Here is a 19,100-nt window from a genome sequence, read left to right as displayed (position 1 = left end):
GACGACTGGCCAGACGCAGGGCCTACGGCGACACTAGCGGCGGCAGCGCTCAATTCTGGAGGTGCGGCAGTGGCACGGCCCGTAGGCAACACCCGACTCAAGGCGGCCCGCGTAGCGGCCGGATACCCGTCCCAGCAGGCACTGGCCGACGCCCTCGGCATCGGAGTAAGACAAGTCCGCAGGTGGGAATCCGACAACCCGCCGTCCCCTCACCCCGAGGTCGGGCAGGCTCTCACACGCATTCTCGGACAGGACCTGGCCGCGCTCGGTTTCACCCCACCCGCAGGCGAGGCCCCCGGTCACGGGCGCCGCACTGTGCTCGCCGCAACCGCCGCGGCGGTGGGCCTGGCTGCCGTCCCCACCCAGGCCCTCGCGGTCCAGCCCGCCTCCGTCGCCGCAGACTACGGGGCCGTGACCCGTTCGCACCGCCGCCTGTACTGGTCCGTTGCCCCCGCCACCCTCCACCCCGCCGCGGTCTCCCACGCCACCCTCGGCTGCGCCCTGCTCCCCGAGACCGTCGGTCAGAGCCGGCAGCGCGTCGCCGCAGCCCTCGCCGAGACGTACTTGCTTGCTGGGAGGATCGAATTTTTCGACCTGCGCGACGCCGACCGCGCGCAGCAGACTCTCCTCCGCGCGCTCCAGGCGGCGGGCGAGGCCGACAATCCCCTGCTCGGCGCTGCGGTCCTCGCGCACACCGCGTTCATTCCGGGGTGGGCGGGCGACCGGGATGCGGCGGTGGAGCGGATGGTGGCCGCGCGCACGTATGCCCGCCGCGGCCCGGCCTCTGCCGAACTGCTCGCTTGGCTGGACGCGGTGGAGGCAGAATGCGAGACCAGATGCGGTCACACAAGGACGGCGCTGCACCTGATCCGGCACGCCGAGGACCTGCTGGCCCAAGGCAGCGAGCACGAAAGCCCCGAGTGGCTGGACTGGTTCAACGCCGTCAGGCTGGCCGCCTTCAAGGGCAACACCCAGCTGAAGGCGGGGCACCTACCGCAGGCGCGAGTGACGCTGCTTGAAGTCCTCGACGCCCTCGACCCCGCGGAAGAGAAGCAGAGTTCGGTCGTCCTCGGGGACCTGGCCGCCGTCGAGGCCGCGGCCGGCAACCCCGAGGCAGCATGCAAGTACGCGGTGCGGGCGCTCGATCAGTTGGAGCGCACCTGGTACGCGACCGGCATGGACCGGGTGCGGGAGGTGCGGCGCGCCCTAGCGCCGCACCAGCACGAGCGGTGTGTACGGGAGCTGGATGACCGGCTGTACGGGTGGGCGACGACGGTCAGTGCTCTCGCCCGTTAAACTGCCGGATACGCGGCGCGAGTTCGGTGAGGCTGTCGACGCGGAACGTCGGGAGCTTCTGGGCTTCCTCGGTGTTCCATTGGATGGTGGCCCATGGCCCGCGGTGCACGAGCGCCGTCTGCATTCCCGCCGCGGCGGCCGGACGGATGTCGTTGTCGATGCGGTCGCCGACGTACAGCATCTCCCCGCGCGCGGCGGGAACGACCTCGGCGACCTGGTCGAAAAAGCCCGGGTCGGGCTTGCTGGCGCCCCAGTCGTCGGACGTGCCGATGAGGTCCACGGCGCTGCTGAACAGCTCCCGAAGGATCTTCCCGGCGCGCACGGTCTGGTTGCCCGCAATGCCCAGCCACAGGCCGTCCGCCCGCAGCGCGGCGAGCGCGTCACGGACGTCCGGATACAGGTCGGCCTCACCGAAGGTCTCCGCCTTGCCCACGCCGGCGCGCTTCTCCCGCTCCTCGTACAGGTCGAAGCCTGGCCGGAACTCCTGAAACACGTCGCGGTAGTCCCGGCCCTGGGCGATGACCGCGCCGAACATGGCATGGAAAGTGTGGCGGGGCACGCCGAGCCAGTCGGCCCAGCTGCTGTACTCGGTCGTCTCGTCCACGAGGCACTCGCCAACGTCGAAGATCACAGCGCGAATCATGAGGGCGAGGCTATCGGGGCATGACGAAGGGCCCTCACCGCACGATGGCGGTGGGGGCTTCGGGGCCACAGACGTCTGTAGACGTCTACAGATGGATCAGTTGGGCAGCAGGGAGACCACGGCGGCGATCAGGTCGCCGATTCCGACCAGGCGCCGAGTTGAGCGAGGGGCAACCGCCCCTTGTTCAGCTCGCTCACGTCGGCCTTCAGGCTGTCGATCTCCTTCGCATGTCGGTGCGGAGCCGGCTGAGGTCCTTCTGCAGCCGCTTGAGCTTGCGCTCGTCGGCGAGTCCGGATAGGGCGTGGACGCCGCCGAGGCGTACGGCGGGTGAGTCGTCGCCGAGTTGGGAGACGGCGGTGGTGAAGCGTTCGGTGTGCAACCGGGTGGTATCGCAAAGGGCGCCGTTCTCGTCGACGCGCTGGCGGCGGTAGGCGACGGCCAGGGCGACCAGGGCGCCCGCTCCTGCCACCACGCCGATGGCGAGTTTGACGAGGTCGAACAGGGTCCTGGAGTCGATGCGGCGCTCGGGCTTGAGCCCGCGGACGTCGAGCAGTTCCCACCCGGCGTAGAAGACGAGTGAGGCCGCTGCCAGCGCGGCGGTGAAGGCCAGGGCCAGGACAGTGCCGACGGGCCATAAGCGCAGACCGGGTCGCTGCGCGCGGCGTCGCGATGGTAGGTGTGGATTCACGGCCCAAAAGACTGGGTTTGGCTCGGCATTGGTTGCAAGAGCCGTCACTCAGTCCTTCTGCCGTTTCCAGAAGCTGCATAGCCTGCCGGGCAGCCGGTGTCGTCCTGTGCCCGGCCGCCCGCGCCATCCTGCACTGCGGCTCGCTCGACCTCCCCAGGGCCTGCCTCGGCAGCACCACCCGCCCCTCCGAACGGCAGAACAGATGAATAGCCCCTGCAAACAGCAAGCACACTTCCGGTCGGCACAGGACTGAGCCCAACTACCAGTCGCACAAGCGACCTACCCGATACCCCGGTGCCGTCACAGGTTGGTCACACCCCGCCTGCTGCGCTGCGTTAGTGGCATGGTGCCGTCCGTGAGGAAGCTCAGAACTCTTGTGGTCACAGTCCTGGTTGCTGCGGTATGCATGGCATGCGACTCCGACTCCGACTCCGATACCACGGGCACCGCGGCCTCGACGCACCCGGCCAGCAACACGCCCAGCAAGCCCGCCCCCACGAGCGCCGGTCCAACTCCGACCCCGACCGCGTCGCCGTCGAGTTCGGCGGCCGATACGGCGGCGTCACCGTCGGCCGCACTGTTCCCTGGACGCAAGGTGCACCAGAGCGCGGACGGTGTCACCGCGAACCGGGGCACGTACGGCAAGGGCTGGCCGTGGAAGTCGCACGATGTCGTGATGGCGTGCAGCGACGCGGCCAATGGCGGCGCGTACCTGAACGCGGACGACGGTGAGAACTACCTGCTGACCGGGACGATCGCCCAGCCCGGTTTCTTCAAGGGCAATGCGGGCGTACTGCTGTGGGACGGCAAGGACGGCGACGCGTACGCGGAGTGGGTGGACGCCGGCGAGAGGCTGTGCTCGGACGGGGCCTGACGTCGAGGACCGCCCCTCGTGTGGGGGCGGGCCCGTCGTAGCACCGGTGGCAGGGCCGCGTACAGCCCTGCCACTCGGCGGGGTGCGTCCGGGCTCGGTGACCGCTGGAACGCCTCGTCGAGGAGCGAGTCCATGCTGCGGTGGCACCAGCCGTACGTGGCGATGCCGAAGCCGGTTTCGGGTACGCCCACGCGCCGGCCAGCCCCACCCGCCCGGCTGGTCGGCGCTAGTCCAGCGGGTCCGCCGCCAGCACCCACAGGCGGCCCGTGCCGCAGGTGATGCGGCGGCCGGTGCCCGGGGGCGGTTCCTGAAGGGTGGTGCGGCGCAGGCGCCACCGTGACCCGTCGATCACCGCCACCGGCCCCTGCACGCGCGGGTGATGACCGGCGATGTTCCACGCCCTGACCTGGGTGTGGATCCGCGCGGCGTCCGCCGACCAGTCCACCGTGGCGTAGTCCTCCGAGAAGAACCCGGCCCAGGAGCCCTCACCGGGCGGCTGCGGTTCGCCCGCCTCGCCGCGCACCAGCCGGGACAGGACCTGCGGCAGCAGCTCCGAAGCGGCTTGCAGGACCCGGGAGTTGACTCCGGTGAACGACCAGATCTCCTCGTCGAGCGGGATCGTGGTCCGGGCCAGTACGGAGCCGGTGTCCAGCTCCGCGTCCATCCGGTGCCAGGTCACACCGATGGTCCGTTCGCCGTTGCGCACGGCCCAGCCCACCGGGTTGGGGCCCCGGTAGGAGGGCAAATGGGACGGGTGGCAGTTGACGGTGCCCAGGCGGGGCACGGTCACAGCGGCGGCGGGCAGCTTCTTCGGGTAGCCGTAGCTGACGGCCGCGTCCACGGCGTAGGCGCGCAGCAGCCCGGCGACGGACTCCGTGCTGAACGGGATTCCCAGGTCCACTCCCGGCGGCAGATCGTGCTCGCCGAGCACATGTCCGGGCCAGTCGGCGGGGCGCCGGTAGCCGATCACCACCGGCACCCGGTGGCCGAGTGCCTGTACCGCCTCGACCAGCGGCGGCGCGGTCTGCGGCAGTGCCGCGACGACGCCGACGCGCAGGGCGGGCGGGTCCGGGGCGGTCACCGGCCGGCTCCGGCGGTCCGGAGTGAACGCGGCCGCAGATCGGTCCAGTCCGTCTCGATCCAGGCCATGCAGGTGGCGCGGTCGGCGCGGGGGTGCACCTCGCGCCAGCCGTCCGGTACGGGGATGTGGGCGGGCCACAGGCTGTGCTGGTCCTCGTCGTTGGCTAGCACGAGGAACGTGCCGTCGGGGTCGTCGAAGGGGTTCATGGGGCTCATGGGGTTGAAGGGGGGCATGGGTCTCCTTGTGCGGCGGCGGCGTCAAGCACCGCCGGATGTGAAGCGGTGTCCGTCGGGAGAGAGCACTGCTGAAGGGGCGGGGACCGGCGTTCGCTCAGTCGTGGGCGCCCGGCTCCGTGGGCACCGGCGCGGGTTCCGGGGTGAGCGCGGCGGCCAGCGCGGCCGGTGTGGCCCGCTGCATCACCTGGGCCAGGGAGGCCGACGGGTCGAGGCGCTCGCGCAGCCGCTGGAGCAGGCGGGCGGCGAGCAGCGAGTGCCCGCCCAGGTCGAAGAAGTTGTCGTCGACACCGACCCGTTCGAGCCCCAGCACCTCGGCGTAGGCCTCGGCCACCACCCGCTCGGCCGGGGTGCGTGGTTCCCGCAGCACGGCGGGCGCCCGCTGCGGCTCGGGGAGCCGACGGTGGTCCACCTTGCCGTTCACGGTCAGCGGCATCCGGTCCAGCACCATCACCCGCGCCGGGAGCATGAAGTCCGGCAGCACCTCCGCCAGCGCGGCCCGCAGGGCACCCCCGTCCAGCGCCGCGCCCACGGCGTATCCGGTGAGTTCCTTGCCGCCGCGGCCGTCCGGCCCCGCCACCACCGCGGCCTGCACGACGCCGGGGAGCGCGGCCAGCGCGGCACGCACCTCGTCCGGCTCGATCCGGTGTCCGCGGATCTTGACCTGGTCGTCGTTGCGGCCGGTGAACTCCAGTGAGCCGTCCGGCAGTCGGCGCGCCAGGTCGCCGGTGCGGTACATCCGCGATCCGGGAGGCCCCCACGGGTCGGCGACGAACCGTGCCGCGGTGAGCCCCGGCCGTCCCAGATAGCCGCGCGCCACCTGGTCGCCCGCCAGGTACAGCTCGCCGACCAGCCCGTCGGGCACCGGTCGCAGTCCGGTGTCCAGCACCATCACCCGCGAACCGGGCACCGGGCGGCCGATCGGGGGGCGGGCCGGCCAGTCGGCGGACTCCCCCTCGACCTCGCCCGCCGTCACGACGTGCGTCTCGGCCGGTCCGTAATGGTTGTGCAGCCGCTTGCCGTCGCTCGCGCACAGCGCGCGCAACTGCGGTCCCACCACCAGCGCCTCCCCGGCCTGCACCAGATGCCGCAGGTCGGGCAGGGTCTCCCGGGCCCCGTCGGCGAACTCGCACAGCGCGGCGAGCACGGGCGTGGGCGCGAACAGTTCGGTGACCCGGTGCTCGCGCAGCCAGGCCGTCCACGCGGCCGCGTCGGCACGGGTGTCCGCGTCCGGCACGGCCAGTGTGCGGCCCGTGCACAGCGCGGTGAGGACCTCCTGGGTGGCGACGTCGAACGCCATCGACGTGAACTGGGCGGTCACCGCGCCCGGTTCGGCCGGGAACCGCCGCTCGTGCCAGTCCACCAGCCGGTCCATGGCGGCCCCGGGCATCACCACGGCCTTCGGCGTCCCCTGCGTTCCGGAGGTGTGCACCACGTACGCCGGCTGACCGGGCAGCCGGACCGGACGGACCCGGTCGGCGTCGGGCACCGGCTCGGGCGACACGTGCCGGGGCTGCAGCCGCATGCGCGGTACGGAGGTGGGGACGAGCGCCAGGGCCTCGTCGAACTCCTCATGCCGTACGAGCAGGGCCGGGCGCCCCTCGGCGGCCAGCGCCGCCACCCGGGGAGCGGGGTGGCGCGGGTCCAGCCACAGGTAGGCGGCGCCGGCCTTGAGCACCGCCAGCATCGCCGTCACCGCGTCCCGGCCGCGCCTGAGGCACAGGGCGACCACGTCCTCGGCGCCGATGCCGCGGGCGGCCAGTTCCCCGGCCAGCCGGTCCGAGGCCGCGTCCAGGCCGCGGTAGTCCAGTGCTCCGTCGCCGTCGACCACGGCCGCCCGGCCGGGCTCGGCCCGCACGCATGCCGCGAACCGCTCCAGCACGGGCACCGGCGCGGGCAGCGGCACGCGCGTCTTTGACCGGCCCACGGCGAGCGCCGGGGCGACCGGGAGTGCCGCGGGCGCCGACAGATCCGCCGTCAGCGCGTCCAGCGCCTCGACGAACCGCTCACCGATCCCACGGGCACCGCTCTCGCCGATGTTCCCCGGCCGGTACTGCACCCGGATGCTCATCCGTTCACCGGGCGACACCAGCAGGCACAGCGGATAGTGCGTGCCGTTCTCCACCCTGCTGGACGTCACCCGCAGCTCCGCACCCCACCGGGTGGCGAAGGCGTCCGTGTACGTCTCCAGCACTACCACGGTGTCGAACAGTTCGCGCAGCCCGCACACCCGGATGATCTCCGCGAGACCCAGATGCTGGTACGGCATCAGCTCGGTCCGCTGCTCCTGAATCGCCGCCAGCAGCGCGCCCCGGTCCCCGGCCGCGGCGGTGTCCACCCGTACCGGCACCGCGTTGTTCATCAGCCCGACCATGGACTCGACCCCGTCCAGATGCGGCGGACGGTCGGCGACGACCGTGCCGAACACCACGTCCGCACGGCCGGTCAACTGCCCCAGCACCAACGCCCACGCGCCCAGGACCAGGGTGTTCAGGGACAGCGCCCGCTCACGCGCCCGCGCCCGCAGGGCCGCCGTCCGCTCGGCGGACAGCTCCAGCAGGACCGTGTGCGGACGGCCCCGCCGCTCGGCGCCCGGCGGCATCAGCAGCGTCGGTTCCGTCACGTCGGCGAGCAGCCCCTGCCAGTGCTTGCCCGCCAACTCCGCGTCCTGGTCGGCCACATGGCGCAGGTAGTCCAGCGCGGACGGCCGGGCGAGGGGACCCGGCACCTCTCCGGAGGCGAACCGGCCGTACAGGTCGGCCAGGTCGGCCAGCGCCACCTGCATCGACCAGCCGTCCATGAGGATGTGGTGGTAGCTCAGCAGCAGCCTGGAACGGTCGGCGCCCAGCCGCAGCAGCACCGCCCGCAGCAGTGGCGGCGCGCCCAGGTCGAACGGCTCGTCCCGGTCCCGGCGGGTCTCCTCCTCGGCCGCACGGGCGCGGTCCGGCTCGGGCAGCCGGGAGAGGTCGACCTCCCGCAACGGGACCTCGACGGTCCCGGGCACGAACTGCACGGCCTGCCCCCGGCAGTCCCACCGGAACCCGGCCCGCAGCGCCGGATGCGCCTCGGTGAGCCGGGACAGGGCCAGGCCCAGCGCGGCCGTGTCGACTGGTCCGGCCAGGTCCAGCACGGTCTGCACATGGTAGGGATCGGCGCCGTCGGCGTCCCGGTGGGCGTGGTACAGCAGCCCTTCCTGCAACGGGGAGCAGGGCCACCGATCCCCCTCGCGCCGCGCGGGTACCGACCGCGCCCCGACCCGCTCCCCGGTCTCCGCCGCGCGGGCGAGAGCGGTGAGCACGTCGGCCCACTCCGCGGCCAGGCCCGTGGCGTCGCCGCTGTCCACCAGCCGTGCCGACCAGCGCCACACGGCCGTCAGCAGCGGCTCCCCGGTGCGCTCGTCGACGACCGCGTTGACCTCCAGCGGGTGCGACAGCGGCTGCCGGGCGGCCCGGTGGATGCCGAGCACGGGCGCTTCGGCGGCGTACGGCCAGCCCTCGGCGCCCGCGACGGCGTACCGGCCCAGGTAGTTGAAGAGGACGGGCCGTCCGGGCGCGGCGGACAGCAGACCGGCCGTCTGCGGATGCAGGTGCCGCAGCAGTCCGTACGAGGCGCGGTCGCGCGGCACCCGCTGCCACTGTTCGCGGACGGCACGCACCGCGGCGGCGAGGGCCGCGTCCCCCGCGCCCGGGTCCGCCGCCTGCCCGGGGCACTCCAGGCGCACCGGGAACATGCAGGTGAACCAGCCCACCGTGGCGGACACATCGGCCCCCTCGGCACCCGCCGCGCCGTCCCGACCGTGCCCCTCGGTGTCCAGGACCAGCGTCCGGGAACCGCCGCGCCGGGCCGCGGCCACCGTCAGCGCCGCCAGCAGCAACTCCTGGGTGGTGGCGCCGTAGTGGGCCGGAGCCGTGGTGAGCAGGGCGCGTCCGACCTCGGCCGGCAGCACCGACTCCAGGGAGCGGGACGTGCCGACGGTGTCCAGCTCCGGGTCCAGCGGCCCGCGCGCGGGCCAGGGCCGCTCCGCCGGGACGCCCGCCGCCAGCCAGTGCGGCAGCGTCGCCAGCACCTCGTCACTGTCGGTCCGGTCGTTGTTCTCCCGCACCCAGCGCAGGTAGGGGGTGGCCGTTCCCCAGGCGCCCAGGGACCGCGGGTCCTCGGCGGCCCGCGCCAGGTCCTGGGCGATCACCTGCCAGGAGACCCCGTCCACGACCAGATGGTGCACGGCCAGCAGCAGTCGGCCCGGCCGCTCGGCGCCCGCGTCCCACCACACCGCGCGCAGGGTCCGGCCCGCGGGCAGGTCCAGCGACCGCATGGCGTGCCCGACCGCCTCCCGGACGGCGTGCGGGCCGGGAGTTCCCGGCAGTTCCCGCACGTCCACCACGTCCAGCAGGGTGCTCGCCTCGACCTCGCCCGGTGTCAGCACCTCGGGCTGCCACACGGCGTCGGTGGACGGGTCGGGGAGCCGGGTGCGCAGCGCGTCGTGCCGGTCGAGCACCGCCTGGAGGGCGGCGAGGAGCGCCGGCCGCGCCAGACCGGCCGGTGTCTCCAGCAGCGCCGACTGGACGAACTCCTTCACTCCCGGGCCCTGTTCGCGCAGCCACAGCGCGATCGGCGGCATCCGGAGCCTGCCGGTGGCCTCCTGGTGCAGCAGGTCCGCGGCCGGGGTCGCCGCCTGCGCGGCGGCGGCCAGGGCGCCGGGGGTGCGCAGCCGGAAGACGTCCTGCGAGCTGATCGCCACGTTCTCCCGGCGAACCCGGCTGACCAGCCGCATCGCGGTGATGCTGTCGCCGCCGAGGGCGAAGAAGTCGTCGTCGGTGCCCGTGCCGGGCAGCCCCAGCACCTCGGCGAAGGCCGCGCACAGCGCCCGCTCGGCGGGCGTGCGCGGGACCCCCGCCCCGGCGCGTACGGCGGCGGGGGCGGGCAGTGCCGCCCGGTCGACCTTGCCGTTCACGGTCAGCGGGATCTCGTCGATCAGCAGTACGGCCGTGGGCACCAGGTATTCGGGCAGTACACGGCCGAGGCGGGCGCGCAGCTCCTCCCCGGTGAGCTCCGTCGCGTCGGGCTCGGGTACCGCGTAGCCGACCAGCCGCCTGTCCCGTACGACCACCACCGCCTGGGCCACTCCGGGCAGGGCGGCCAGGGCGGCGCGTGCCTCGCCCGGTTCGACCCGGTGGCCGCGGATCTTGACCTGGTCGTCGTTGCGCGCCAGGTACTCAAGGGCGCCGTCCAACCGGCGGACGGCCAGGTCCCCGGTGCGGTACATACGGGCGCCCGGCGGGCCGTAGGGGTCTGCGACGAACCGCTCGGCGGTCAGGCCCGGCCGCCCCAGGTACCCCAGGGCGACCTGCTCGCCGGCGACATACACCTCGCCGGGCTCGCCGACAGCCACCTCGGCCAGATCCGGGCCGAGCAGCCGTACGGTGGCCCCGGGCAGACCCGTGCCGATCGGGACCCGTTCCCCGGGGACCGGCTCGCCCGGCGGCAGCGGGTGCCGGGTGGTGAAGGTGGTGCACTCGGTGGGGCCGTAGACGTGCTCGATCCCCAACTCGGGGCAAGCTGCCCGGACTTGGGCGAACGCTCGCGGGTCGGCGGCCTCGCCGCCGGTGAGGACCGTGTGCAGTCCGCGCAGCGCGCCGGGGTCGTCGGCGGCGATCTGGTTGAACCAGGCGGTGGTCAGGAAGACACCGGTGACACCGTGACCGGCGGCCAGCGCGGCAAGCCGGTGCGCGTCCACCCGGTCCTCGGCCGGTACGACCACCGTGCCGCCGCGGGGGAGCGGCAGCCACAGGTCGTGGCTGAGGGCGTCGAAACCGAGGGCGGAGACCAGCGCCGTGACCCGGTGGCCGGGCCGCTCCCAGCGGGGGTCGGCGGCGAAGCTCGCCAGATTGCGGTGGGTGAGCTGCACACCCTTGGGGCGGCCGGTTGATCCCGAGGTGTAGAAGACGCAGGCCACGCGGTCCGGCTCGCCGTCCGGTGAGCCGGAACCCAGGCTCTCGCCGCCGGGGGAGACGGCGGGCACGGGAACGGGCACGGGCCGGGGACCGCCCGGACGCGCGGTCTCCGCGTCCGGCACGAGTACCGCCACGCACCCCGCGTCGTCCTCGATGGCGGCCAGGCGTTCGGCGGGGGTCCGCGGATCCAGCACGACGGCGGCGGCACCGGTCTCGAAGACCGCGAGCAGCCCCGCGATCAGCCGTGCCGAACGCGGCAGCCGCAGCGCGACCGCCGTACCCGGTCCGACTTCGGCCGCCCGCAGCAGGTTGGCCAACTCCTGTGCCCAGCAGCACAGTTCGCGGTACGACCAAGTCCTGCCACCCTCTTCCACGACGGCGGGGAGGTCCGGTGCGCGGAGTGCGACGGTGGCGACGGCCCGGTGCACGGGAAGCGGGAAACCAGAGTCGCCGACCGGGTAGGAGCGGGTCCCGGTCGCTGCAGAAAAGATCATGGACTTCATCCAAAACGCACCGAAGTGACGTTCCGCCCGCCGGTCACCCGCTCGGCTCAGTCCGGTCATCCGATCGGGTGTACAAAAGCTTTGTCCATGTCCAAGCCGGGCCTCAATTCCCTGGTGCCGAGCCCATGTTCGGCGGGCGTCCGCGCTTCGAGGAGGGCGTTGCCTTGACGTCCGCGTCAAGGTCTACGGTCGTACGTATGCGAATCGGCGAGCTGGCCGAGCGGGCCGGGACCACGACCCGGACGCTGCGGTACTACGAGTCCCGGGGGCTGCTGCCCGCGCGGCGCACGACTAACGGTTACCGGACCTACGACGAGAGCGATCTGAAGCTGCTGCGGCAGATCCGGACGCTCCAGGACTTCGGGTTCGACCTGGAGGAGACCCGGCCGTTCGTGGAGTGTCTGCGGGCCGGGCATCCCGAGGGCGACGTGTGCCCGGCCTCGCTCGCGGTGTACCGGCGCAAGCTGGACGAACTCGACGCGCTGATCGGCGAGTTGCAGGCCGTGCGGGCGAAGATCGGGGTGCGGCTCGCGCTCGCGGAGGATCCGAAGTGCGAACTGGGAGGGTAGCCGTGGTGCAGGAAGTGACGGATGGCGACTTCGCGAGCGAGGTCATCGGGGCGGGGCAGCCGGTGCTGGTGGAGTTCACCGCCGACTGGTGCCCGCCCTGCCGGCAGATGGGGCCGGTGCTGCGCGCGCTGGACGAGGAGACCGGGGAGCGGCTGAAGGTGGTGCAGCTGAACGTGGACCGCAATCCCGACATCACCAACGCCTACAAGGTGCTGTCCATGCCCACCTTCATGGTCTTCCGGGACGGGGAGCCGGTGAAGTCGATGGTCGGGGCGCGGCCGAAGCGACGGCTGCTGGAGGAGCTGGCCGACGTCGTCTGAACCCGGTCCGGAACAGCGGAAATCCCCCGGGTAATTGCGTCCGGGGGATTTCTTTGCGTATATTCAATGATTCGCGACTTCAGAAGAATTTGATCGCGAAGAAGCTGAGTAAGTGCAGTATATCCGGGCGGGAGTGGAATTGTCAAACAGCGAATTTCCGGACGACGAAATGCGCGCCGAGCAGAAATTCATCGACGGCCTCTACGCGCGCGTGGACGAGCTGCGCGGCGAGACCCAGGCCGGGGTCACCGACGCGCTCGCCCAGGGAAACACGCCGATGCAGGCCCGTCTGGAGCGGGACATCCTGGTCGCCGAACGCTCCGGACTGCTCGCCGCCCTGAACGCGGTCGACGGCTCGCTCTGCTTCGGCCGAATCGACCTCTCCTCCGGCGTCAGCCACCACATCGGCCGTATCGGACTGCGCACCGACGACACCGAACGCACCCCGATCCTCATCGACTGGCGCGCCGATGTCGCCCGCCCCTTCTACCTGGCCACCGGCCACACCCCGATGGGCCTGCGCAGGCGTCGGCACATCAGCACCCACGACCGGACCGTGACCGCGCTGCACGACGAGATCCTCGATCTCGGCGACGAGGAGCGCACCGGCCACGAGGACCCGAGCGGCGACGCCGTGCTGCTCGCCGCCCTCAACTCCGCGCGCACCGGCCGCATGGGCGACATCGTGCGGACCATCCAGGCCGAACAGGACGAGATCATCCGCGCCCCGCACCGCGGCGTCCTGGTCGTGGAGGGCGGACCCGGCACCGGCAAGACCGCCGTCGCCCTGCACCGGGCCGCCTACCTCCTCTACGAGCACCGCGAACTCCTCGCCCGCCGGGCCGTTCTGATCGTCGGCCCCAACCCCGCCTTCCTCGGTTACATCGGTGAGGTCCTGCCCTCCCTCGGCGAGACCGGCGTACTCCTGGCCACCGTCGGCGAGTTGTTCCCCGGCGTACGGGCGACCGCCGTGGACACCCCGGAGGCGGCCGCCGTGAAGGGCCGCGCCGACATGGCCGACGTGCTCGCCGAGGTCGTACGCGACCGGCAGGCCCTGCCCGACCCGGTGATCGCCATCGAGCACGACCGCGAGGTACTGATGCTCGACGACGGCCTGGTGAGCGTCGCCCGCGACCGCACCCGCGCCGCCGAACTCCCGCACAACACGGCCCGCGAGGTCTTCGAGGGCCACATCCTCAACACCCTCACCGACATGGTCGCCGAACGCATCGGCACCGACCCCTACGACGGTACGAACCTGCTGGACCCTACCGACATCACCCAGATCCGCGACGAACTCGCCGAGAACCCCGAGGTCTGGTCCGCGATCGACCAGCTGTGGCCGGTGCTCACCCCGCAGCGCCTGGTCGCCGACTTCCTCGCCGAGCCCGAGGGCTACCTCACCGACGCCGACGCGGCCGCCGTACGCCGCCCGGTGACCCGGGCCTGGACGGTGGCGGACGTCCCCCTGCTCGACGAGGCCGCCGAACTCCTCGGCGACGACGACCGGGCGGCCCGGCTGCGGGCCGAGCGCGAGCGGGAGACCCAGGTCGCCTACGCGCAGGGTGTGCTGGACGTCTCCTACGCCTCCCGCACCTACGAGTTCGAGGACAAGGACGACGACGAGTCGGAGGTGCTCTCGGCGCACGACATCATCGACGCCGAGCGGTTCGCCGAGCGGCAGGAGGAAGAGGACCACCGCAGCGCCGCCGAGCGCGCGGCGGCCGACCGCACCTGGGCGTTCGGGCACATCATCGTCGACGAGGCGCAGGAGCTGTCCCCGATGGCCTGGCGGCTGCTGATGCGGCGCAGCCCGACCCGCTCGATGACCCTGGTCGGCGACCCGGCGCAGACCGCCGAGGCGGCGGGCGTCGGCGCCTGGGCGGACATCCTCGGCCCGTACGTGGAGGACCGCTGGACGCACACCCGGCTCGGCGTCAACTACCGCACCCCGGCCGAGATCATGGAGCTGGCGGCGGGCGTGGTCCGCGCCGAGAACCCGGACTTCGAGCCGCCCAGCTCGGTGCGGTCCACCGGCGTACGCCCCTGGGTCCGCGCAACCGACGACGTGCCGGGCGCGGTCGCCGAGGCGGTCGCCGAACTCACCCCGGAGGAGGGCCGCCTGGCGGTGATCGCCCCGCGCGACCTGCACCGCCGCATCGCCGCCCGCCTCGACGGGGTGACGGCGGGCGCGGAACCGGACCTCACCCGAACCGTCGTCCTGCTGGACCCGCGCCAGGCCAAGGGCCTGGAGTTCGACTCGGTCCTGGTCGTCGAACCCGGCCGCTACGGCACCAGCGACCTCTACGTCGCCCTGACCCGGGCGACGCAGAGGCTGGGCGTCCTGCACACCGGGAACCTGCCCGAGGGGCTGGCGGCCTAGGCGGGGCGCAGCCAGACGGTCGACAGCGGTGGCAGCGTCAGGCGGACGCTCGTCGAAAAGCCGTGCCAGGGCTGGCCTTCCGGCTTCAGGGCCTCCGGATTGACGACATCGCCGCCGCCGTACCGGGCGGCGTCGGTGTTGAGGGCCTCGTACCAGGCCGGGACCTCCTCGGGCACCCCGAGGCGGTAGTCGTGGCGTACCACGGGCGAGAAGTTGGAGACCGCCAGCAGGGGAGTGCCGTCGGCGGCGTGGCGCAGGAAGGCGAAGACATTGTCGTCCGCCGCGTCGCCGACCACCCACCGGAAACCGGCCGGGTCGGTGTCCCGCTGCCACAGCGCCGGGGTGTGCCGGTACACCGTGTTCAGGTCCCGGACCAGGTCCCGTACCCCCCGGTGGTCCGGCTCGGCGCCGTAGGCCGGATCCAGCAGCCACCAGTCCGGCCCGTGCGCCTCCGACCACTCGGCGCCCTGCGCGAACTCCTGCCCCATGAACAGCAGTTGCTTGCCGGGGTGGGCCCACATGAAGCCCAGGTACGCCCGGTGGTTGGCGCGCTGCTGCCACCAGTCGCCCGGCATCTTCGACACCAGCGACCGCTTGCCGTGCACGACCTCGTCGTGCGAGATCGGCAGCACGTAGTTCTCGCTGTACGCGTACACCATCGAGAAGGTCATCTCGTGGTGGTGGTACTTGCGGTGCACCGGCTCATGGGCGAGATAGCCCAGCGAGTCGTGCATCCAGCCCATGTTCCACTTCAGCCCGAAGCCGAGCCCGCCGCTGTCGGTCGGCCGGGTGACACCCTCCCAGGCCGTCGACTCCTCCGCGATGGTCACCACACCCGGCGAACGCCGGTACACCGTGGCGTTCATCTCTTGGAGGAAGGCCACCGCGTCCAGGTTCTCCCGCCCGCCGAACACATTCGGCGTCCACTGCCCCGGCTCGCGCGAGTAGTCGAGGTAGAGCATCGAGGCGACCGCGTCCACCCGCAGCCCGTCGATGTGGAACTCCTCGCACCAGTAAAGGGCGTTCGCCACCAGGAAGTTGCGCACCTCGCGCCGGCCGAAGTCGAACTCCAGCGTGCCCCAGTCGGGATGCGCCGAGCGCAACGGGTCCTCGTGCTCGTACAGCGGGCGCCCGTCGAACTCGGCCAACGCCCAGTCGTCGCGCGGGAAATGGGCCGGCACCCAGTCCATCAGCACCCCGATGCCCGCCCGGTGCAGGGCGTCCACCAGGAACTTGAAGTCGTCCGGCATGCCCAGTCGGGCCGTCGGCGCGTAGAACCCGGTGACCTGGTAGCCCCAGGAACCCCCGAAGGGGTGCTCGGCGACCGGCATGAACTCCACGTGCGTGAAGCCCAGGTCCTTGACGTACGCGGGGAGCTGCTCGGCGAGCTGCCGGTAGGTGAGCCCCGGCCGCCAGGAGGGGAGGTGGAGCTCGTAGACGGAGAAGGGCGCCTCGTGCACGGGGGTCTCCCCACGCCGCGCCATCCACTCCGCGTCGCCCCACTCGTACGCCGACGCGTGCACGATCGAGGAGGTGTTCGGCGGGGCCTCGGTACGGCGGGCCAGCGGGTCGGCGCGCAAGGTCCGTGAACCGTCGGGCCGGGTGATCTCGAACTTGTACAGCTCGCCCTCGCCTATCGCCGGGACGAACAGCTCCCACACCCCGCTCCCGCCCAGCGAGCGCATCGGGAACCCGGTGCCGTCCCAGAAGTTGAAGGTGCCCGCCAGCCGCACCCCGCGCGCGTTCGGCGCCCACACCGTGAACCGGGTGCCGGACACGCCCTGGTGCGTCATGGGCTCCGCGCCGAGCGCCCGCCACAGCTCCTCGTGCCGCCCCTCGCCGATCAGATGCAGGTCCAGCTCACCGAGCGCGGGCAGGAAGCGGTACGGGTCCTCGGTCTCCAGCTCCGCGCCGTCGTACACCACGAGCAGCCGGTACTCCGGCACCTCCGCCAGCGGCAGCAGCCCCGAGAAGAACCCGTCGCCGTCGTCGTGCAGCTCGCTTTGGGCGTCCCCGGTGAGCACGGTCACGGAACGGGCGTACGGCCGGAAGGCCCGGAAGGCCACACCGCCGGGCACGAGGTGCGCGCCGAGGACGGCGTGCGGTGCGTGATGGGTGCCGGCCAGCAGCCGGGCACGGTCGTCGGCGTTCACGGCGGGGGAGACGGTGATCTCGGGGGGCGGTACGGGCTTTTTCGCCGGGGTCTTCTTGGAGGGAGCCTTCTTGGCGGGAGCCTTCTTCTCCCCGGACTTCTTGGCGGGGGCCTTCTTCACCGCCGCCTTCTTCGAGGCCGCCTTCTTCGTGACCGCTTTCTCGGCCGTGGCCTTCTTCGCGGCGGACTTCTTGGCGGTCTGCTTGACGGCCTTCTTCGCCGCTTTCTTCGCGGCCTTCTTCGCGATGCTCTTCTCCTCGGACGTCTGCTCGGCCGGCTCGTGCGGGTCCGGACCGGGGGACGGGGCTCGGCGGGTCACGGGTGGGGCCTCCTGGGCGCGGGTGAGGTGAGCGGGGCAGGGGTGCCGTCGTCCAAGGCGAGACGGCGTACGGCCGACAGCGGTACCGGAAGCCAGTCGGGGCGGTGGCGTGCCTCGTAGACGACCTCGTAGACCGCTTTGTCGGTCTCGCAGGCCCGCAGCAGTACCGGATCGGTGCGCGGGTCCGCGCCGGAGACCTCGGCGTAGCCGGAGCAGTACGCCGCCCGGCAGCTCTCCGCCCAGCCCGGCACCGGCGACGGGGTGGAGTGGGCCGCGTAGTCGAAGGAGCGCAGCATTCCGGCGATGTCCCGCAGCGGGGGCTGCGGCATCCTCCGCTCGGTGAGCGACTTGGCCGGCTCCCCCTCGAAGTCGATCAGCCACCACTGCCCGGCGGGCGAGCGCAGACACTGACCCAGATGCAGATCGCCGTGCACCCGCTGGGCGGTCCAGGTGCGGCCCTCCGCCGCCAGTGCGGCCAGAGCCTCGAACGCGGACCGCAGGCCCGGCTCGTACGGCCGCAGCGCGGGCACCGCCTGCGCGGCCGCCACCAGGCGCTCCGTCATGGCCGAGGCCATCAGCTCCACCTGCGTCCGGCCGAGAGTGACCGTCGGCAGGGCGCGGGCCAGGGCGGTGTGCACCTCGGCGGTGGCCCGCCCGAGCGCCCTCGCCTCGGCGACGAAGTCCTCCCCTTTGGCCAGTTCGCGCAGCGCCAGCTCCCAGCCGTCCGCGGCGCCCTGCACGAAGGGCTGGAGCACCCCGAGCACATACGGCTCCCCGTCCAGCTCCGCCCGTATCCACGCCGTCGGCGGGGGCACCCGGGGACAGCCCTCGCGGGCCAGCGCCAGCGGCAGCTCCAGATCGGGGTTGACGCCGGGCACCACCCGGCGCAGGACCTTCAGGATGTAGGTGTCCCCGTAGACGATCGAGGAGTTGGACTGCTCGGAGGTCACCACCCGGGGCACCAGGCCCGGGCGGATCTCCTGCTCCCTCTCCGCCTCGAAGAAAAGCCCGCCGATACGTGCCCTGGCGCGCAGCGCCTCCAGGAGCACCTCGGCGGGCCGGGGGTCGTACAGGGCCTCGTACACCGTCCGTCCGGTGAGCGGGCCCCGGTCCACATGGCCGATCAGCGCGGGCGCCAGCCGGGGCGGCAGCGCCTCGCGCACACCTATCAGGAGCTGGTAGCAGTCGCCGGGCACGGGGGACTGCTCGGCGCGCACCAGCAGGTGGTACAGGCCCAGTTTGCTGTCGGACGGCAGGAGTTCGGTGGCGCCGACCAGGGTGAACCCGGTGACGGGACGCCCTTTCCCGGCGAACCACCGCTGCCGTGGCAGCCACTCCCGCAGCAGCGGATCCAGCGATTCCAGCAGGCCCGGAGTCGAGGTGAGGCTACGGCTGACGGCTTCCGACATGACGTCGCGTCCTTTCCCCGGGAGTGGCGGGGTGTGAGTGATGCGTGCCCCCGGCGGGACGGGGGAAACCGCCCCGCCGGGCCGTGCACCGGTCGCCCCGGCCGTGGTCCTGGATGTGCGTCTAGCTGTTCTCCTTGCGGAGGCGGAACCAGTAGAAGCCGTGCCCCGCCAGCGTCAGCAAGTACGGGAGTTCCCCGATGGCCGGGAATCGCACCCCGCCGAACAGTTCGACGGGATGCCGTCCGCTGAACCGCCGCAGGTCCAGCTCCGTCGGCTGCGCGAACCGCGAGAAGTTGTGCACGCACAGCACGAGGTCGTCCTCGTACTCGCGCAGGAACGCCAGCACCGCCGGGTTGGACGACTGGAGTTCGGTGTACGAGCCGAGTCCGAAGGCGGGGTTCTGCTTGCGGATCTCGATCATCCGGCGGGTCCAGTGCAGCAGGGAGGAGGGCGAGGCCATGGACGCCTCGACGTTCGTCACCTGGTAGCCGTAGACCGGGTCCATGATCGTCGGCAGGTACAGGCGCCCCGGATCGCTGGACGAGAAGCCCGCGTTGCGGTCCGGCGTCCACTGCATCGGGGTGCGGACGGCGTCGCGGTCGCCGAGCCAGATGTTGTCGCCCATGCCGATCTCGTCGCCGTAGTAGAGGATCGGCGAGCCGGGCAGGGACAGGAGCAG

The 19,100-nt window shown here is 72.5% G+C and carries 13 protein-coding genes; 5 read left to right on the top strand and 8 right to left on the bottom strand.

The annotated features are described in order from the left end of the window. Positions 1-69 precede the first annotated feature (69 nt). Positions 70-1,296, top strand: coding sequence for a helix-turn-helix transcriptional regulator (locus GA0115233_RS12080; RefSeq protein WP_093720183.1), 1,227 nt, complete (start codon positions 70-72; stop codon positions 1,294-1,296). Here the strand turns inward: GA0115233_RS12080 and GA0115233_RS12075 are convergent. Next, positions 1,277-1,939 (bottom strand): HAD family hydrolase, encoded by a 663-nt coding sequence (locus tag GA0115233_RS12075; protein WP_176711747.1) that lies wholly within the window; start codon positions 1,937-1,939, stop codon positions 1,277-1,279. The two genes, GA0115233_RS12080 and GA0115233_RS12075, sit on opposite strands and share 20 nt — an antisense overlap. A 205-nt stretch (positions 1,940-2,144) precedes the next feature. Next, complete coding sequence (locus GA0115233_RS12070) at positions 2,145-2,627, bottom strand: hypothetical protein (protein ID WP_369691365.1); 483 nt, start codon at positions 2,625-2,627, stop codon at positions 2,145-2,147. Positions 2,628-3,222: 595 nt separating this feature from the next. Between GA0115233_RS12070 and GA0115233_RS12060 the strand changes: the two genes are divergently transcribed. Then, positions 3,223-3,501: a hypothetical protein gene (locus tag GA0115233_RS12060; RefSeq protein ID WP_093720180.1), complete on the top strand. Its 279-nt coding sequence runs from the start codon at positions 3,223-3,225 to the stop codon at positions 3,499-3,501. Between the two features lie 226 nt (positions 3,502-3,727). Here the strand turns inward: GA0115233_RS12060 and GA0115233_RS12055 are convergent, their stop codons facing one another. The 3 genes from GA0115233_RS12055 to GA0115233_RS12045 form a co-directional block, all read right to left on the bottom strand. Then, positions 3,728-4,582, bottom strand: coding sequence for a methionyl-tRNA formyltransferase (locus GA0115233_RS12055; RefSeq protein WP_176711746.1), 855 nt, complete (start codon positions 4,580-4,582; stop codon positions 3,728-3,730). Continuing rightward, the gene (locus GA0115233_RS12050) at positions 4,579-4,815 is read right to left on the bottom strand and encodes an MbtH family protein (protein WP_304363113.1); all 237 of its coding nucleotides are present in this window, start codon (positions 4,813-4,815) and stop codon (positions 4,579-4,581) included. Before GA0115233_RS12050 ends, GA0115233_RS12055 begins: the two co-directional genes overlap by 4 nt. Before the next feature lie 97 nt (positions 4,816-4,912). Continuing rightward, positions 4,913-11,260 (bottom strand): non-ribosomal peptide synthetase, encoded by a 6,348-nt coding sequence (locus GA0115233_RS12045; protein ID WP_176711745.1) that lies wholly within the window; start codon positions 11,258-11,260, stop codon positions 4,913-4,915. Between the two features lie 206 nt (positions 11,261-11,466). On the opposite strand from GA0115233_RS12045, the gene GA0115233_RS12040 reads away from it, so the two are divergent. The 3 genes from GA0115233_RS12040 (at position 11,467) to GA0115233_RS12030 (ending at position 14,541) form a co-directional block, all read left to right on the top strand. Next, complete coding sequence (locus tag GA0115233_RS12040; RefSeq protein ID WP_093720177.1) at positions 11,467-11,838, top strand: MerR family transcriptional regulator; 372 nt, start codon at positions 11,467-11,469, stop codon at positions 11,836-11,838. A 5-nt stretch (positions 11,839-11,843) separates the two neighbouring features. Beyond that, positions 11,844-12,158, top strand: coding sequence for a thioredoxin family protein (locus tag GA0115233_RS12035; RefSeq protein ID WP_093720260.1), 315 nt, complete (start codon positions 11,844-11,846; stop codon positions 12,156-12,158). A gap of 169 nt (positions 12,159-12,327) precedes the next feature. Then, positions 12,328-14,541 (top strand): HelD family protein, encoded by a 2,214-nt coding sequence (locus GA0115233_RS12030; protein WP_176711750.1) that lies wholly within the window; start codon positions 12,328-12,330, stop codon positions 14,539-14,541. Here GA0115233_RS12030 and glgB read toward each other — a convergent pair. The 3 genes from glgB to GA0115233_RS12015 all read right to left on the bottom strand — a co-directional run. Beyond that, a complete protein-coding gene (gene glgB / locus GA0115233_RS12025; protein WP_093720176.1) occupies positions 14,538-17,012 on the bottom strand; it encodes a 1,4-alpha-glucan branching enzyme in 2,475 nt (824 codons plus the stop codon). The two genes, GA0115233_RS12030 and glgB, sit on opposite strands and share 4 nt — an antisense overlap. Next, entirely contained in the window at positions 17,009-18,421 is a 1,413-nt protein-coding gene (locus GA0115233_RS12020; protein WP_093720175.1) for a maltokinase N-terminal cap-like domain-containing protein, read from the bottom strand. The genes glgB and GA0115233_RS12020 overlap by 4 nt, the downstream gene beginning before the upstream one ends. 121 nt (positions 18,422-18,542) lie before the next feature. Beyond that, a partial coding sequence (locus GA0115233_RS12015; protein ID WP_176711744.1) for an alpha-glucosidase C-terminal domain-containing protein occupies positions 18,543-19,100 on the bottom strand: 558 nt, incomplete at its 5' end.

It is taken from the genome of Streptomyces sp. DI166 (genome assembly GCF_900091315.1).
Classification (GTDB): Bacteria; Actinomycetota; Actinomycetes; order Streptomycetales; family Streptomycetaceae; genus Streptomyces; species Streptomyces fuscus.
This window is presented reverse-complemented; position numbering and strand designations above follow the sequence as displayed.